We start from the raw sequence: 16,461 nt of genomic DNA, 5'->3' as shown, positions 1-16,461 counted from the left end.
CCCCATGCCGAACCCCGCCACGCTGCCCCGTTCCCAGTTGACCCGCCGCATTGCCGCCGACCTCATGCGCGCGGTCTGGCGCTATCGCAACCAGACGCTCGCCGCCTTGCTGCTGATGGTGTCGGCCAAGCTCTCGACCGTGCTGATGCCGCTCGTGCTCAAGCATGTGGTCGACGAATTGGGGCACCCCGTTGCGCAGGCGCTGTTTCCCGTGTTTCTCGTTCTGACCTATGCGTTGCTGCGTTTTCTCGGCGATGCGTTGAACGAAGCGCGCGACGTGGTGTTCAGCATCGTCACGCAGCGTACGGTCGCGGCTTTTACCGAGCGGACCTTCGCGCATCTGCATCGCATGAGTGCGCGTTTTCATGCGAAGCGCGAGACCGGCGCCATCGTGCGCGATGTGCAGAAAGGCGCCGACGGTATCGGCTTTCTGCTCGGCGTCGCGCTGTTCACGATCGTGCCGACCGCGTTCGAGATCGTCACCATTGTCGCGATCATGGTCCACAACTACGCGCGCGAATTCATGATCGCGATTGCCGCGACCTTCGTCTGCTATGGGGTGTATACGTTCATCTTCACGCGGCGGCGGGTCGGGTTCCAGCGCGCGGTCAATGCGCTGGAGGCACAGTCGGACGGCCGGCTCGTCGATAGCCTGCTCAATTACGACACCGTCAAATACTTCGCCACCGAAGAGACGGAAACGCAACGCCTTTCAGCCGTGCTGGAAAAGTGGGTGCATGCGAGAACCGCTAACCAGCGTGCGCTGACGGCGTTGCACGTCGGACAAAGCGCGGTGATCGCGTTCGGCATTGGCGCAATCATGCTGCTGGCCGCGCAGCATGTGGTGGCGGGCAGCATGACCGTGGGCGATCTGATTCTGGTGAACGCCTACATCATCCAGATCTGCATGCCGCTCAATACGCTCGGCTTCGTGTTCCGCGAGACCAACGACGCGATGGTGAACGTCGAGCGCATGTTCGAGATACTCTCGGCGCGCGGGCGCGTGGGCGAAGATATCGACGAGCCGGCCGCGAAACCGCTGATGGTGAGCGCCGGGCAGATCTCTTTCGAGCACGTGGATTTCGGCTACGACCCAGCGCGGCAGATTCTGCGCGACGTCGATTTTCATGCATATCCGGGCAAGACGCTCGCGATAGTCGGCGGCAGCGGCTCCGGCAAGTCCACGCTCGTGAAGCTGCTGTTTCGCCTGTATCAGCCGACCAGCGGGACGATTCGCATCGACGGGCAGGACATCGGGCAGGTGACGCAGAAGAGCCTGCGCGAAGCCATCGGCATCGTGCCGCAGGATACGGTGCTGTTCAACGACACCATTGCGTACAACATCGCCTATGGCCGGCCGTCGGCCACGCGCGCGGATGTCGTGCGGGCGGCACGCGCTGCGCAGCTGGATGAATTCATCGAACGACTGCCGGATCATTACGACACGCGCGTCGGCGAACGCGGCGTGCGGCTTTCGGGCGGCGAGCGCCAGCGCATTGCAATTGCGCGCGCCATTCTGAAGGATCCGCGCATCATCGTCTTCGACGAGGCGACGTCCGCGCTCGACACCCGCTCGGAGCGTGCGATACGAACGGAGTTGACGCGTCTCGCGCAGGGCCGCACGTCGATTGTGATCGCGCATCGTCTGTCGACCGTGGTCGACGCCGACTGGATTCTTGTGATGGAACATGGGCGCGTGGTCGAGCAGGGCACGCATCGCGAACTGCTCGCGCGTGAGGGCGTGTACGCGAAGATGTGGTCCCTGCAATGGCAGCAGGGCGAGTTGGAGCACGCGCAGCGCAAGCTCACGGCGCAGTCGGTCAGTCTCGCGGCGCTGATGGCGGGTGTTATCGACGCGTTGCACGACGAGATTGCGGCGCAGCGCGTGACCTTGTATCCGCAGATCAGCGACAACGACCTGCGCGTGACCGGCGACCCGAGTGTGCTGCAACCGCTGATCGCCGAGTTGTGCCGCAATGAGATCGTGCACGCGAAGCCGGGGCAGCGCATCGAATTGCGCGTCGAGCGGCATAACAATCAGGTGTGGGTGACCGTGCTCGGCATGGGCGAGAAGCCCGCCGAATTGTCGCAAGCAGCGGCGCGCTATATGGAAGACGCGCTCTCCGCCGCCGGCGGCAGCTTCACGCTGATGCCGCTCAACGGCCGGCTCGCGTATGTGGCCATGTTGCCGCTGCGTCCCGTGGCCGATGCCGGTTCGACCCGCACGGAAGTCGCGGCCCCCGCCGCCGACGTCGACGGCGCGGCGCCGCTCGAAGGCCTCTTCGTGATGGCGATCGACGATCAGGAAGACGCGCTGGACGCGCTGGAAGCCGTGCTCACGTCGAGCGGCGCGCGCGTGCAAACCGCGTCGTCGGGCAAGGCGGCGTTGGACTGGCTCGCGCGCACGCCGACGGCGCAATGGCCGCATGCGCTGCTATGCGACATCGTGCTTGCCGACGATGAAGACGGCTACGACGTGCTGCGCCGTTTACGGCGGCTCGAAGCCGAGCGCCAGTTGCCGTTGCAGGACCGCGTGCCGGCCATTGCCTTGACCGGCTACGCGCAGGGCGAAGACCGCATGCGCGCGAAAATGGCTGGCTTTCAGGCGCATTTGACGAAGCCGGTTGCACCTGAAAAGCTGATCGGCGAAATTCGCAATCTTGCAATGGCGTCTGCGCGCACCGGCGTGTAATGCTTTAATGCAGTTGCAGCAGGGGCAGATGGCGCTCGCGGTTCACGTGCGCGCGTCCGCCTTGCTCACTGCAGGTTCTGCGCGAGCACCTTGTGCGGGCGCTGCCATCTGTCGTTCGCCGCTTCTCACGCGTTCGCGCAGATTCAGCACATGAGGTGGCACAGGCTTGCGGTTTCTCCATGCCCATGCAAGGCCGCGCAGGAGAGGGAGGCCGTCGCGGGCCAGTGTGCCTTCGCGTGAGAAGGTGGCGAGTGCCTGCGCCGTGGCGCGGCACGCTTCGGGCCAGGGCAGACGCAGCCATGCGATCCACGCCGCATTCCGTGCAAGGGTGCGGCGCCGCAATGCGCTGTCTCGCGACGGCGAAGGATGATGATGCACGGTCAATTGATCGCAATAGACAATGGCGTGCCCGGAGGCGAGCACATCGAGCGCCACCAGTTCTTCTTCACCGCCGATGAATAGCCGCGGCTCGTAGCCGCCCAACTCGCGGAACAGGGCCGTGCGAAACACGCACGCGCCCGCCATGTAGCCGATCAGCGCCGGGCCGGGCAGCCCTTCGCTGCCAAGCGGGCTCGCGCGCATCACCGAGCACATCGGGTCGGTGACCTTATCTTCGCCGACCACGACGCGCCCGCTCAATATGCCGACATTGGGCCATGCATCGAGCAACTGCACCGCGCGTTCGAGTGAGCCTGGTTCCCACCAGGTGTCGTCGTCGCAGAAAGCGACGTAGTCGGTGCCGACGCAGGCCGCGGCGCGATTGCGTCCCGCCGCGCCGAGATTCGCCGCGCATTCGACGATGCATACGGTCGGAAAAAGCGTCTTCACCAGCGCGACGGTGTTGTCGTTCGAGCCGTTATCCGCGACGAAAATCGGCGGGTTTTCCGGAAGGGCGAGTAAGCGCTCGAGAGTGGCCACAAGCTCGTCGGCGCGGTTGTGTGTCAGAACGACGACCGAAATGCGCCGGGACAGCGGTTTTTTTTCCATGCTGTTATTTGTTCTCAATGAGACGATGCCCGGGTCAAGCAAACGATGTGCCGTTCGCTTTCAACTGGCTTCACGTTGGTCCGGCTTACTGGTCCCGTTAGTGGGCCTGCTTCAGCTCCCAGTACTTTTCCGTCGAATAGAGCCTTGTTTCGGCGTCGGGACCAAATGCGCGCAACTGGCTCGCGTAGGCGGCGATGGCTTCGCGTTTCATCTGTTCATGCGAAGCGGATTCGCGCGTGGTGGCGGGCAAATCCTCTGCGGGTGTCAGCACGTAGCCGCGATTCCTCAGTTCTTCAATGCGTTCTTGAACGGCCTGTTCCATTTTTCTGTACGGGACATCTTCATAGGCATGAAAGGCCATGCCGCGCATCTCGGTGATGAGCGAAAGACAGGCATCGGATACGAGCGTGTGATCCGAATGAAAGAGGCCGAGCGGGATCAGCACCTTGTCGGGTGTGTGCGCGAGGAGCGTGTGGCGGAGTGCTTCGGTCAATGCCTCGGGCGCAGGCGTGTCGCGGTACTGCGCGTCGCGAAATGGCAAATGAATGGGCTGTGCGTGGAGCATTTGAAGCGCTTCGGTGTCCTCCTGCCGGCGGGCACTCATGGCTTCGAATGCGTCGTTGAAGCCTGCCTGGCGGTCCCAGTCAGTAGACATATTTTCGCGCGGTGGCGCCGTGAAAACCGTGCAGACAATGGCGGACGGATTAGCGGTGAGTAGCAGTCCGCAGCTCAATACTGCATCGTCCAGGTGCGGGGAAACGACGAGCAGGCGCGCGTGTGATTGCATCATTTCGTGATGGATTTATTCGAAAGAAAGGCAAACGATGTAATGAGCAAGAGACGGACCTGGCGTCTGCGTCGATTTCTCATGCCGCAAGGAATGCGCCTTGCTTGCTGGAGGCCATACCGTTTTACGCATGACATCTCGTGAGCGAAGCGAAGAAGCCTTCTATAGCAGCCGTGCCCGTTGAAGTTCGCAGAGGGCAGGTCACCGAGCAACTTTCGCGTGAAGTGTTTCGCGAGCGCTTCATGGCGCGCTTCTACGATCCGGCATTTCGCGCTGAAGATGAAGCGCTCGCGAGGCTCGAAGCCATTGCGTGGGACGCCTATTCGCATTCGCGTAAAGCGCCCATCACGGCGAAAGCCGGCGCGGGTTATGCCGATCCCGATTACGATCTGTCGGTCGAATGGCGCGCGGCGAGCGAGCGCATCAAGGCTGCACAAAGCCGGCAACGCGACCCGGCTACCCGTTCGCGTGTGTTGATCGTGAATGCGTCGTCGCGAAACGACTATACGTGCCCCAGCGAAATGTCGAAAAGCTACCGGCTCGCGAAGATCGCGCAGGGTGTGCTGGAGCGGCTTGCGTTCGACGTCGACCTGCTCGACCTGTCGCGCCTGAATTCCGACCGCGATTTGCATATCCATCCCTGCAAGGGATGTGTTTCGACCGCGATGCCGCTTTGCCACTGGCCATGCAGTTGCTACCCGAATCATTCGCTCGGCCTCGTCAACGACTGGATGAACGAGATCTATGAGCGCTTTGCGGCCGCGCACGGGGTGATTTTCGTCACGCCGGTCTACTGGTATCAGGTCACGAGCCCGCTGAAACTGCTGATGGATCGTCTCGTTTGCGCGGACGGCGGCAATCCCGATCCCACCTCCACGCACGGCAAGACGCCTGAGGAGGCGAAGCACATCGAACTGGCGGGATGGGATTATCCGAAGCACCTCGCGGGCCGCGCCTATGGCGTGGTGGTGCACGGCGACGTGGCAGGGATTGAAGGATCGCGCCGCGCGCTCGCCGACTGGCTCGGCTGGATGGGATTGATCGAGTCTGGTCAGAACTCGCAGCTCGATCGCTTTATTGGCTACTACGAGCCCTACGCGACGAGCCACGCGGCGCTCGACCGCGACGAGGACATGCAGCAGGAGGTCGTCAACGTAGCCAAGGCGGTGGCTGAATGCGTCGATCAGATCCGCGGCGGCTACAAGCAGCCCGGCGACGCATTGCACACGCCGCGTGCGAAATAGTCGAGTGCCGCACTGCGGGGCGATCCTCGTGTAAGGAATCGCCGTGGTTTTTCATTAATGATTTAAACGCAAGAGTGAAGGACAAGCATGACAGACAAGGAAGCGGCCGAACGGCGCCGGCTTGGTGGCTGGCTGCCGAACAGCGAAGAACATCTCGCGCGATATCGCACGGACCTGGCCGAAAAAGCGCGTGCCCGCGCGGCGCACGCGCCGCGCACGGCAGCGGTGGAACAGCTCGCCGCGCTCCTGGACGGCGATCCCGTGCTGCGCATGAATATGACGCGGGCCATCAACCAGGCACGCGACGAAGGCTATGTACTCGGCTATTCGTCGATAGGCGAGTTGATGGACATCGTCGACTATCTGATGACCTACGCGCCGCCGTTCAGCGAAACCAGTCTGATTCACTGCCCGTTGAATGCGGTGCTCGACTGGCCGATGTGCATGCCCTCCGGCTATGCGCTCTTTCGCGACGCCGCCTTCAATCAGCAGATCAAGCAGGTGCTGAACTGCTGGTGTGCGTTTCTGAGCGGGCCGCATTCGCGCGAACATCTGAACACGTCGTCGCCGAACGGCTGGTTTTCGCCCGAGGCGGACAGGAAGATCGGCTTCTCGCAGTTCGTGTGCGAGCCGGACAAACCCTACTGGGGCTTTCTTTCATGGAACGACTTTTTCACGCGCCGTTTTCGCGATGGCGCGCGGCCGGTGGACCAGCCGGATAACGACAAGATCATCGTGAGCCCCTGTGAGGCGGCTCGGTATAACATCCAGACAGATGTCAAACTGACCGACAGCTTCTGGATCAAGGCACAGCCCTATTCGCTGCTGGACATGTTTTCAGCCAGCCAGCGCGAGCTCGCGCAGCGTTTTGTCGGCGGTTCGATTTACCAGTGCTATCTGAGTGCATTCGATTATCACCGCTGGCATGCGCCCATAAACGGTGTCATCAAAAAAGCCTACGCACTGGACGGCACCTACTATTCCGATACCGACGCGGAAGGCCGCGACGCAGGCGGTCTCAATGACTCGCAGGGCTACATCACCGCGCTCGCAGCGCGCGCGGTGATCGTGATCGAAAGCGACGATCCCGCTGTCGGTCAGGTCGGCTGCGTGTTTGTCGGCATGGCCGATGTGTCGTCGTGCATCATTGAAGCGCTGCCCGGACAACGCGTCGCAAAGGGCGACGAAATCGGCTACTTCCAGTACGGCGGCTCGACCTGCTGCCTCGTGTTCGAACCGGGCGTGATGCGCGGTTTCGTTCCGCAGCCTCCATTCGACAATGCGCCGGCAATCAAAGTGAAAACGCATGTCGCGACGGCTAGGTAGCGCGGCCTCAATCTCGCTGGTTAGCCGTTCACAAAAGGGCGTGCCCGACGTTCAGATCACGCGGAGTGCAACGCGCTCCGCGGCGATCTTTATAAGCGAAGTCCCGACAAGCAGTGGCTAAGAAGTTAGCCGGGTTGCTTGCCCGAGCCGAGATCCGCCCCCGTCACGGGATCCGTCGTAGCGTCGGACGCAGTGCGAGAAGCCAGCGCGCCGAGTACTTCGACATCCGCCTGCGTCACGTTGACAGACGGCAGGCCGTCACCGCCGTCCACCGCCGGTTGCGGCGCTTCCACAAATTCCCATTCCGGCCCTTCGTTCCATGGGCCGCGCGCATCGCCTTCGCCGGCCGACATGTTGTAGTACACGTTGGTAAATTCCGGAACGCCCGGCAGCTTGCCCTGCGGGAAGTTCGGCTGGATGGAATGCAGTGCTTTTTCGAACGACTTCTGGTGCGCAATTTCGCGCGTCATCAGAAAGCCGAGTGCTTCCTTGATACCGGGATCGTCGGTCAGGTTCAGCAGGCGTTCATAGACGATCTTGGCGCGCGCTTCAGCCGCGATATTCGAGCGCAGGTCGGCGGTCGGCTCGCCGATCGTGTCGATATACGCCGCGGTCCACGGCACGCCTGCGGAGTTGGTGAGCGCAGGTCCGCCGCCGTACAAGAGCGCGGTGGTGTGCGAATCGTTGCCGCCGCCTGTCAGCGATCGATACAACTCGGCCTCCTGCTCGACGCCCTCGGCCAACTGGCCTTTGGCGCCCTTGTTCAACATCGCGACGATCGAGCCGATGACTTCCAGATGGCTCAGTTCTTCCGTGGCAATGTCGAACAGCATATCCTTGCGGCCCGGGTCGTCTTCGGCAACGGCCTGAGTGAAGTACCGGCACGCGGCCGCCAGCTCGCCCTGCGGCCCGCCGAATTGCTCGAGCATCAGATTGGCAAGGCCCGGATTGGGCGCTGCGACACGCACGGTGTATTGAAGTCGCTTGTTGTGAACGAACATTGGCTTCTCCGTTGAGTATGGTTGGAAAGCTTCGGACTGCACGGCTGTCTGCGCATGCGCCGTACCCGGTGCGAATGCGAAGCGCTACGATCTGCGAGGCATGTGCCGGTTTTGGCGGGCACATCCGTTGCGCGATGCAAGGCTCCTGACCACCCCCTTTGGGAGTTGCATATGACACAGCGAAAGACTATCGACGATCTGTTCGTTCACATGCTGTCGGATATCTACAGCGCGGAAAAGCAATTGACCAAAGCATTGGCGAAGCTCTCGCGTGCCGCATCCGATCCGCAACTGAGCGAGGCATTCAAGATTCACCTGGAGGAAACGCAGGGACAGGTGGAAAGAATCGATAAGGTTGTAGAAACGAGTGGCGTGAGGTTGAAAAGAATGAAGTGCGTCGCGATGGAAGGCCTGATCGAAGAAGGGCAGGAACTCATCGACGAAATGGAAAAAGGCCCGGTACTCGATGCGGGTCTCGTCGCCGCCGCGCAAAAGGTCGAGCACTACGAGATCGCGGCATATGGCAGCCTCTGCGCAATCGGCAAGCAACTGGGCTTTACCGAAGCCGTGAATCTGCTGAAGGAAACATTAGAAGAAGAAAAGGCGACGGATCTCAAGCTCACCGAATTTGCCGAACGTGCCGGCAACGAAAAGGCTAAACAGCAGAAGTGAGTGGACCGGATGTTGACGTGTTGATATAGAGAAGCCCGCCCCGTTTGAGGGCGGGTGTCCATGCGGTTATTTGAGCGGGCGACGGGCCATGCATCGCGCACGGGCGCGCAGCCGGAAGAGGCATCAGGTTTTGTCGCCGACGGCGCGGCTTCCCACCTGATCCAGCTTGCTTTGCAGTTCCATTTTTCGCTTCGCGATTTTCTGGCCAAGCGACTTTGAGTCCAGATTGGCTTTGCGCAATTCAGGGAACAACTCGCTCTCTTCTTCCTCGACGTGGTGTTGCACCATTTCGCTCATGACCTTGAAGGTCGCGTCAAAACCCTTGTCGCCCGCCTTCAGCGTTTCGAACTTGCTGATCAGCGTTTTCACGAGAAAGTGCTCGACGTAGGCTTCTTCCACGTCGACCACATCGCTTGAAGGCAGCGCTTCGCTCGCGGCGGGATAAAGCAGTTCTTCTTCGATGATGGTGTGAATGGTCAGTTCTTCGCAGGCGCGTTGCGCGAGCGTGGCCTTGGCTTCGAGGTCGTCTTCCCGGGCTTCCTTGAATGCGGTGAAAAGCCGTTCGACCGCGCGATGATCCGCCGTGAGCAGTTCGAGTGCGTCGTCGGTGTTAGGGGTCGGTTGTTTTTCTGGCATGTCGCTCTCCATGTTGAACGCCGCCGCGCGGCGGCACGTTTGAGAGAGGCACCGCAAACACCGTGCCCGTTCGCAGGCGGCTCAGCTCCTGCTCTTGCGCGGGGCCGCTGCGTTGACGAGCGGATTGAACGCGGCTGATCGCGTCGGTTTTTGTGCGGGTTTTCGTGCGGATGTGCTGGCGTCTTTCGTCTTTGCGGCGCTGCTTCGGCGCTTCGCTGACTTACCTTGCTGGCCGCCGGACAATTGCCTCGCCAGTTCGTCGCTGTCGTCGTCTACAGCGGGCGGCTCTTCGTCTTCCTCATTTTCGACCTCGCTCGACTGGCGGCTTGCCCCGGTTGTTTCAGCCGCGCCGGCGATATGCTCGATGACGGATGCAAACGACTTGTGCGCCGCGCGCAGCGATTCCCCAGGCAACATGGTGAGGGCAACGACTTCATGAAGCGACCGTCCGTCGACGGTGCGCTCGGTCGGCTCCGTGTCCCAGTCGGGCTTCGCCGTGGCGAACGCGGCGAGTAGCCGTTCGAGGACGGCGGGCGAGAGCACGCCGCCGTCATACAGGCCGATGATCGCCCGTTCGGCGAGCGCGAAAGGCGTGGCGGAAGTCTTCGGCACCGTTCTCGGCTCCTCGCCTGAGCAAAGCGCGGCAGTTCAGCTGTTCTGATTAGATGGGCTGTCTGGCTTCACTGCCTTTTAGCTCGCCGTGACGGTGCGCGTGGGTGGCCGCATACTTGAGCTCGAAGTGCGCACCTTTGCCGCTGCGGGTCGGCGGAAAGTGTTCTCCCTCCACGCAGGTTACTTCGAAAGTGTCTTTCCCGTCGTCTTTAACTACTGAATAGATACCGGACGTCCTGACGATTTCGCCGGGCTTGAAAGAGTTATCTCCTGCCATTTTGAAACTCCGTGAGTGAAGTACGCGACAAGCATGGCTATGCAACGCTTGTGCCACGCGGGTGTCACGAGGCCGACTCGTGCGCGACGCACACTCTCGCACTCATGCGCAGGCACACTCACCTACGCTCGAACACGCGCAATGGGCTCGACCTTCGGGCAGGCCCCACCGGGCTGCTTTTTCCCAGCAGTACCTGAACGATCCCGCGCGTGGACACGCTGACCCATGCGGAATGGATGTCTTTCGCGCGGATCCAGCGGCATCGGCTGATTTCATGGCTCGGGACAGGTTCGATATGCTCGGGGACTCGCGCGGCGAATACATAGTGGCGAGTGCGCGCCCCCCAGAATTCAAAAATGTAGTGGAGCGCGACATCGTCCAGTTGCGTTTCTTCCACCAACTCGCGAATGGCGGCGGCAGACACGGATTCGCCGACCTTGCAGCGGCCGCCGGGCAGCGCCCATCGTCCGTTCGATCTCGCGACGAGCAGAATGCGATTGGTGCGCAGGCACAGGACGGTGGCTCGGTGCTTCATGACAGGGTGCACAAGTAGATGCGAGCTTACAAAGCATGCGTTATGCCTTCTCCCAGCAGGTCCGGGAACCGCAAATGCTACTCGCAGGGCAGCGCCTTCCAGCTCTGCCCAGGCGGGCTATTTTTGCAATTCAATTTGAATCTTTGTCTGTAGAGGTGGCGAACATGTCGAAGCCGCATCGGTTTCCCCCCGCGCTTGCGGTCCCCGCTGTCGTATTCATCCTTATCGGTTTAGCATTAGCCGCGGGCGGAGTCCCGCTCGTTACGCTCGGCGGCTCGTGGTACTACGTGATCACGGGGATCGCCATTGCGCTGACGGGCGTGCTGCTCGCCATCCGCAGGCGCTCGGCGCTCTTGTTGTTTGCCCTCGTGCTGTTCGGCTCGACGATCTGGGCCGTGACGGAAGCGCGCTTCGACTTCTGGCAATTGCTGCCTCGTTTGTGGGTCTGGCTCGTGCTCGCGTTGTGGCTGCTGTTGCCGCCCGTCACACGCAAGCTGGTGTTCGGACCGCCGGCCGCGCATCGCGAGGGTGTCGTGCCGTTGGCGGCCGCCGTCATCATTACGGTGTTGCTTGGCATCGGCACGGCATTCAATCATCCGTACGATCACCCGGGCACGCTGGCGTCGACCGCCGCTACACCCAGCCCGGCGCTTCCCGGCGACGCCAACCGGCAGGCGGGCGACTGGACCGACTATGGCGGCTCGCCGCTCGGCCAGCGCTACTCGCCGCTCACGCAAATCACACCGCAAAATGCAGGGCAACTGAAAGTTGCCTGGCAGTTCGAAACAGGCGACAAGCCGGGCCCGGGCGACCCAACTGAAACGACCGACGAAAACACGCCCATCAAGGTCGGCAACAAACTCTTCCTCTGCACGCCCCATAGCATTGTCATTGCACTCGATCCCGCCACGGGCAAGGAGTTGTGGCGATACAACCCGCATATTCAGAGCCCCGTCGGTTTCAAGCACTGGGAACATATGACCTGTCGCGGCGTGTCGTATCACGACGACGCCCTGTACCCTGCCAATGCGACGGTCGCGGCTGCGGACAATGCCGCGGGCGCGTCGGCCCCGGCGGCAAACGGCGGCGAGAATTCCGCAGCGAACGCGGCTTCGAATGTGACAGCCGCAGCAGCGCCGGGTAGCGAGACGTCCGCTTCGGCGCCCGCTGCTGCGTCTTCTGCGGCGTCTTCCGCCGACACCGCATCGGCGAGCACGGAGGCCGGCGCATCCGGCGCGGCTGCCGCCGCGCAACCCGCATCGGCCACGATTGCCGCGAGTGAAGCTTCCGCAGCGACGCAGCAGACAGCCAACGCGGCCGCGAGCGCCGAGTGCCCGCGCCGCATTTTCCTGCCGACAGCCGATGCGCGTCTCATTGCGCTGAACGCCGACACGGGCCAGCCCTGCACGCATTTCGGCAATAACGGTCAGATTGACTTGCGCACGAACATCGGTCCTTTCACGCCGGGCGGTTATTACTCGACGTCGCCGCCGGCGGTCACGCGCGATCTCGTCATTATCAGCGGCCACGTCACGGATAACGAATCGACCAATGAGCCTTCGGGCGTCACTCGCGCGTTCGACGTGCATGACGGCCACCTCGTGTGGAATTGGGACGCAGGCAATCCCGACGCGACGCAGCCGATCGGCCCGAATCAGACCTATGTTCGCAATTCGCCGAATATGTGGTCCGTCTTCAGCGTCGACGAGAAGCTCGGCATGGTCTATCTGCCGCTCGGCAATCAGACGCCCGATCAATGGGGCGGTCTTCGCACGCCGGCTTCCGAAAAGGTGGCGGCAGGCATCGTCGCGCTGGATCTCGCCACCGGCAAGATGCGCTGGAATTATCAATTCGCGCACCACGATCTGTGGGACATGGACGTGGGAGGTCAGCCTTCGCTGATCGATCTGCAGACGGCGAGCGGCGTGCAGCCTGCACTGATTGCATCGACGAAGCAGGGCAGCATTTACGTGCTGAACCGTGAGACAGGCAAACCTATCGTGCCCATCACGGAAGAACCGGTGCCGCAGGGCGCCGCGAGCGGCGACCATACGTCGCCGACGCAACCGTTCTCCGCGCTGAACTTCAAGCCGCCGAAAGTGCGCGAACGCGACATGTGGGGCACGAATCCTTTCGACCAATTGTGGTGCCGCGTGAAGTTCAAGTCGCTGCGTTACGACGGCATGTTTACGCCGCCTTCCGAGCAGGGATCGCTTGTTTTCCCGGGGAATTTCGGGGTGTTCGACTGGGGCGGCGTGGCGGTCGACCCGGTACGGCAGATACTCATCGCAAACCCGAGCTACATGGCGTTCACGTCGAAGCTGATACCGCGCTCGCAGATTCCGTCCGACAACGGCGACAAGAAGGGCAGTGAGACGAGCGGCATCAAGCTCGCGCGGGGCACGCCGTATGGGTTCGAGTTGAACGCGTTTCTTTCGCCGCTCGGCATTCCGTGCCAGGCACCGCCGTGGGGCTATGTCGCCGGCGTGGATCTGCGCACCAACCGGATTGCGTGGGAACACAAGAACGGCACGATCCGCGACAGCGCGCCCTTGCCGATTCCGATGCCGCTCGGCGTGCCGAGTCTCGGCGGAATGATCACGACGGCGGGCGGCGTGGCCTTCCTCTCGGGCACGCTCGACTATTATCTGCGTGCGTACGACGTGCACACCGGCGACCGTTTGTGGCAGGCCCGCTTGCCCGCAGGCGGCCAGGCGACACCGATGACGTACGCCGACAGCAGCGGCAAGCAGTACGTGCTCGTCACGGCCGGCGGCCACGGCTCGCTCGGGACCAAGCAGGGTGACTATGTGATCGCCTACACGCTGCCCTGAAAGACGGCCGCGCCAGGAAAGTAAGCGCGCCGGCCAATGCGGGAATCCCTCGCATTGGCCGGCGCGCTTTTAACTGGCTCGTCGATGAAAGTAAAAGTTGAAAACGTTACGCGTCAGCGAGCAAACATGTCGGCCGACACAAAGGGGCTCACCTTTTTTGGAACCGATCAGTGCGTGGCCGCGTGTAAGACAGCTTTCAACAGGCCTGCTGCCAGGCCTACGGTCGCCACGCCGAGCACCCATAGGCCCACAAACCATGCGAAGCGTCGCCACATGTCAGTGATACCCCTCGCCTGGACGCATCTTGCCTTTGAAGACGGAGTACGCGTAGATCGTGTAGCCGAGAATCATCGGCACGGTAATCGCGGCGCCTACGAGAAGAAACAGCAGGCTCGCGTGCGGCGCGGCGGCATCGCGGAAAGAAATGCCGGGCGGCACGAGATTGGGATAAAGACTGATCAGGATACCTGCATAACAAAGAACGAAGATGCCGTATGCAAACAGCAAGGGCAGACCATGACGCCGTGATGAAAGACTGCGCCAGAAGCCCACCGCGAGAAGAACCAGCAGGACCGGCACGGGTGCCGTGAATGCAACGGCGGGCCAGCGGAACCAGCGCTCGGCAAGCGCGCCTTGCAACATCGGCGTCCATAGGGTGACGACCACGATCAGTGCAAGCACCGCGACTGCCGTCGTGCGCGCGTGACGCCGGCAGCGCTCGTGCAGCGCGCCTTCGGTGCGCCAGATCAGCCAGCACGCGCCGAGCAGCGTATAGCCGACGACGACCGCAAGCCCGCATAAAACGGTGAAACCGGTGAGCCAGTCCCACCAGCCGCCGGAATAGGACACGCCCACCACATGGATGCCCTGCAGGAGTCCGCCCAGCACCAGCCCCTGGCAGAGCGCGGCCATGGCCGAACCGGAGAAGAATGCGACGTCCCACCACGCGCGGCCCGAGCCTGTCGCGCGAAAGCGGAACTCGAAGGCGACGCCGCGAAACACGAGCGCGAGCAGCATGGCAATGATAGGCGGGTACAGCGCGGGCAGGATGATCGAATAGGCAAGCGGGAAAACGGCAAAGAGCCCGCCGCCGCCGAGCACGAGCCATGTTTCATTGCCGTCCCAGACCGGCGCGATGGAATTGACCATCAGATCGCGGTCATCGCGATTGCGCTCGACGGCGAACAGGATGCCCACACCCAGATCGAAACCGTCGAGCAGCACGTAGGCGAGCACGGCAAACGCGAGAATGGCGGCCCAGACGAGCGGCAGATCAATCGTGGCGGCGGTCATGGCGCGAGTCCCGTGAAAGAGCGTTGTCCGTGGTGGCCGAAACGGCTTGCCGCTGCGCGGGCCCCGGCGTGATGCCCGCACTGCGATGCGGCTTATCCTTCGCCGGCCCCTCGGTGGCGAGCGACGGCGGCCTCGCCATGAGCCGCAAGAGGAACACCATCGCCGCGCCGAACACGATCATATAGACCACACCGAATGCCGCGAGCGATGTCGCGACACCCGGCGCGGCGATGGGCGACACGCTGTCCACCGTGCGCAAATGGCCGTACACGGTGTACGGTTGACGGCCGACTTCGGTGACGGTCCAGCCGCACAGCAGCGCAATCAGGCCCGCAGGTCCCATTGCAACCATGAGCCGATGCAGCCAGCGTGCGCGGTAAAGCGAATGCCTTGCGCGCAGTGCGAGACTCGCAAAGCCGGTCAACGCCATCAGCACGCCCAGGCCGACCATGATGCGAAAGGCCCAGAAAACCAGTGGCGAAAAGGGACGGTCGGCAGGCGGAAACTCTTTCAGGCCTTTAATCGAGCCGTTCCACGTGTGCGTGAGAATCAGCGCGCCCAGATGCGGAATTTCGACGGCATAGTCCGTGGTTTCCGTTTTCATGTTTGGCATGCCGAACAATATGAGCGGCTGCCCGGGTTTCGATTCCCAATCGCCTTCCAGCGCCGCGATCTTGGCGGGCTGATGCTTGAGTGTGTTGACGCCATGCTGGTCGCCGGCGAGTATCTGGATCGGTGCGACGATGCACGCCATCCATAGCGCCATGGAAGCCATCAGCCGCGCGGGCTCGTTACTCGCGTCGCGCAGCAGGTGCCACGCGCCGACCGCGCCCACTATGAATGCCACGCTCAGGTAGGCAGCCAGCACCATATGCACGAGCCGATAGGGAAACGATGGATTGAAGATGATGCTCAACCAGTCGGCGGGAAAAAAGCGGCCGTCCACCAGCGCGAAACCCTGCGGTGTCTGCATCCATGAATTGACGGCGAGAATCCAGAAGGCGCTCGTCAACGTGCCGATGGCCACGAGCGCCGTCGCGAGAAAATGCAGCTTCGGGCCGACGCGTTTCATGCCGAACAGCATCACGCCGAGAAAGCCGGACTCGAGGAAAAATGCGGTGAGCACCTCATAGCCCATCAGCGGACCCACGATGGGACCGGCGCGATAGGCAAAGCCCGCCCAGTTGGTGCCGAACTCGTACGACATGACGAGGCCCGACACCACGCCCACGCCGAATACCACGGCGAAGATGGTTAGCCAGTAGCGAAATACCGCCAGATAGACCGGCTTGCCGGTGACGAGCCATGCGCCTTCCAGGACCGCGAGATAGCTGGCGAGCCCGATCGACATCGCCGGGAAAATAATGTGAAAGGCGATGGTGAAGCCGAATTGCGTCCGGGCGAGAAAGAGAGCGTCAGCCGAGGGTGACATCGCGTACCTCGAGTAAGGACCTGAAAGGAGGCGGGAGGAGGAGGCCGTTTTGCACTGCAACGCAGCTCATGAAGGGTAGCAAATACGTGGCCTGATCGCCGTGATTTCTCGCGCCCGGCACGGTCGCTCAGGG

The 16,461-nt window shown here is 62.2% G+C and carries 14 protein-coding genes; 5 read left to right on the top strand and 9 right to left on the bottom strand.

The window, feature by feature from the left end:
* Nucleotides 1–4: 4 nt before the first annotated feature.
* Nucleotides 5–2,692, top strand: coding sequence for an ATP-binding cassette domain-containing protein (locus tag ACEN8U_RS10815; RefSeq protein ID WP_310109121.1), 2,688 nt, complete (start codon nucleotides 5–7; stop codon nucleotides 2,690–2,692).
* A gap of 42 nt (nucleotides 2,693–2,734) precedes the next feature.
* Here ACEN8U_RS10815 and ACEN8U_RS10810 read toward each other — a convergent pair whose 3' ends face one another.
* Nucleotides 2,735–3,679, bottom strand: a complete 945-nt coding sequence (locus ACEN8U_RS10810) for a glycosyltransferase family 2 protein (RefSeq protein ID WP_310109118.1) — start codon at nucleotides 3,677–3,679, stop codon at nucleotides 2,735–2,737.
* A 97-nt stretch (nucleotides 3,680–3,776) separates the two neighbouring features.
* The gene (locus tag ACEN8U_RS10805; protein WP_310109634.1) at nucleotides 3,777–4,466 is read right to left on the bottom strand and encodes a PIG-L deacetylase family protein; all 690 of its coding nucleotides are present in this window, start codon (nucleotides 4,464–4,466) and stop codon (nucleotides 3,777–3,779) included.
* Between the two features lie 242 nt (nucleotides 4,467–4,708).
* Here ACEN8U_RS10805 and ACEN8U_RS10800 point away from each other — a divergent pair, with 242 nt between their 5' ends.
* Both ACEN8U_RS10800 and ACEN8U_RS10795 read left to right on the top strand, forming a co-directional pair.
* Entirely contained in the window at nucleotides 4,709–5,710 is a 1,002-nt protein-coding gene (locus tag ACEN8U_RS10800) for a flavodoxin family protein (RefSeq protein ID WP_310109633.1), read from the top strand.
* Between the two features lie 87 nt (nucleotides 5,711–5,797).
* A complete protein-coding gene (locus ACEN8U_RS10795) occupies nucleotides 5,798–7,036 on the top strand; it encodes a phosphatidylserine decarboxylase family protein (protein WP_310109116.1) in 1,239 nt (412 codons plus the stop codon).
* 125 nt (nucleotides 7,037–7,161) lie between these two features.
* On the opposite strand, the gene ACEN8U_RS10790 is transcribed toward ACEN8U_RS10795, so the two are convergent.
* Nucleotides 7,162–8,037: a manganese catalase family protein gene (locus ACEN8U_RS10790; RefSeq protein ID WP_013591834.1), complete on the bottom strand. Its 876-nt coding sequence runs from the start codon at nucleotides 8,035–8,037 to the stop codon at nucleotides 7,162–7,164.
* A gap of 171 nt (nucleotides 8,038–8,208) precedes the next feature.
* Here ACEN8U_RS10790 and ACEN8U_RS10785 point away from each other — a divergent pair, with 171 nt between their 5' ends.
* Complete coding sequence (locus tag ACEN8U_RS10785) at nucleotides 8,209–8,709, top strand: ferritin-like domain-containing protein (RefSeq protein ID WP_013591835.1); 501 nt, start codon at nucleotides 8,209–8,211, stop codon at nucleotides 8,707–8,709.
* Between the two features lie 123 nt (nucleotides 8,710–8,832).
* On the opposite strand, the gene ACEN8U_RS10780 is transcribed toward ACEN8U_RS10785, so the two are convergent.
* The 4 genes from ACEN8U_RS10780 to ACEN8U_RS10765 all read right to left on the bottom strand — a co-directional run bounded on the left by ACEN8U_RS10780 (nucleotide 8,833) and on the right by ACEN8U_RS10765 (nucleotide 10,769).
* Nucleotides 8,833–9,345, bottom strand: coding sequence for a hemerythrin domain-containing protein (locus tag ACEN8U_RS10780; protein WP_310109113.1), 513 nt, complete (start codon nucleotides 9,343–9,345; stop codon nucleotides 8,833–8,835).
* 81 nt (nucleotides 9,346–9,426) lie between these two features.
* Nucleotides 9,427–9,957, bottom strand: a complete 531-nt coding sequence (locus ACEN8U_RS10775) for a hypothetical protein (RefSeq protein ID WP_310109112.1) — start codon at nucleotides 9,955–9,957, stop codon at nucleotides 9,427–9,429.
* A 49-nt stretch (nucleotides 9,958–10,006) separates the two neighbouring features.
* The gene (locus ACEN8U_RS10770) at nucleotides 10,007–10,234 is read right to left on the bottom strand and encodes a hypothetical protein (protein WP_310109109.1); all 228 of its coding nucleotides are present in this window, start codon (nucleotides 10,232–10,234) and stop codon (nucleotides 10,007–10,009) included.
* 118 nt (nucleotides 10,235–10,352) lie between these two features.
* Nucleotides 10,353–10,769 (bottom strand): NUDIX hydrolase, encoded by a 417-nt coding sequence (locus ACEN8U_RS10765; RefSeq protein ID WP_310109106.1) that lies wholly within the window; start codon nucleotides 10,767–10,769, stop codon nucleotides 10,353–10,355.
* Between the two features lie 164 nt (nucleotides 10,770–10,933).
* Between ACEN8U_RS10765 and ACEN8U_RS10760 the strand changes: the two genes are divergently transcribed.
* Entirely contained in the window at nucleotides 10,934–13,603 is a 2,670-nt protein-coding gene (locus ACEN8U_RS10760) for a membrane-bound PQQ-dependent dehydrogenase, glucose/quinate/shikimate family (RefSeq protein WP_310109105.1), read from the top strand.
* Nucleotides 13,604–13,879: 276 nt separating this feature from the next.
* Here ACEN8U_RS10760 and cydB read toward each other — a convergent pair whose 3' ends face one another.
* A complete protein-coding gene (gene cydB / locus ACEN8U_RS10755; RefSeq protein ID WP_310109103.1) occupies nucleotides 13,880–14,896 on the bottom strand; it encodes a cytochrome d ubiquinol oxidase subunit II in 1,017 nt (338 codons plus the stop codon).
* Nucleotides 14,877–16,328 (bottom strand): cytochrome ubiquinol oxidase subunit I, encoded by a 1,452-nt coding sequence (locus ACEN8U_RS10750; protein ID WP_310109102.1) that lies wholly within the window; start codon nucleotides 16,326–16,328, stop codon nucleotides 14,877–14,879. Before ACEN8U_RS10750 ends, cydB begins: the two co-directional genes overlap by 20 nt.
* Between the last annotated feature and the right edge of the window lie 133 nt (nucleotides 16,329–16,461).

This window comes from Paraburkholderia phenoliruptrix (assembly GCF_047325075.1).
Classification (GTDB): domain Bacteria; phylum Pseudomonadota; class Gammaproteobacteria; order Burkholderiales; family Burkholderiaceae; genus Paraburkholderia; species Paraburkholderia phenoliruptrix.
This window is presented reverse-complemented; position numbering and strand designations above follow the sequence as displayed.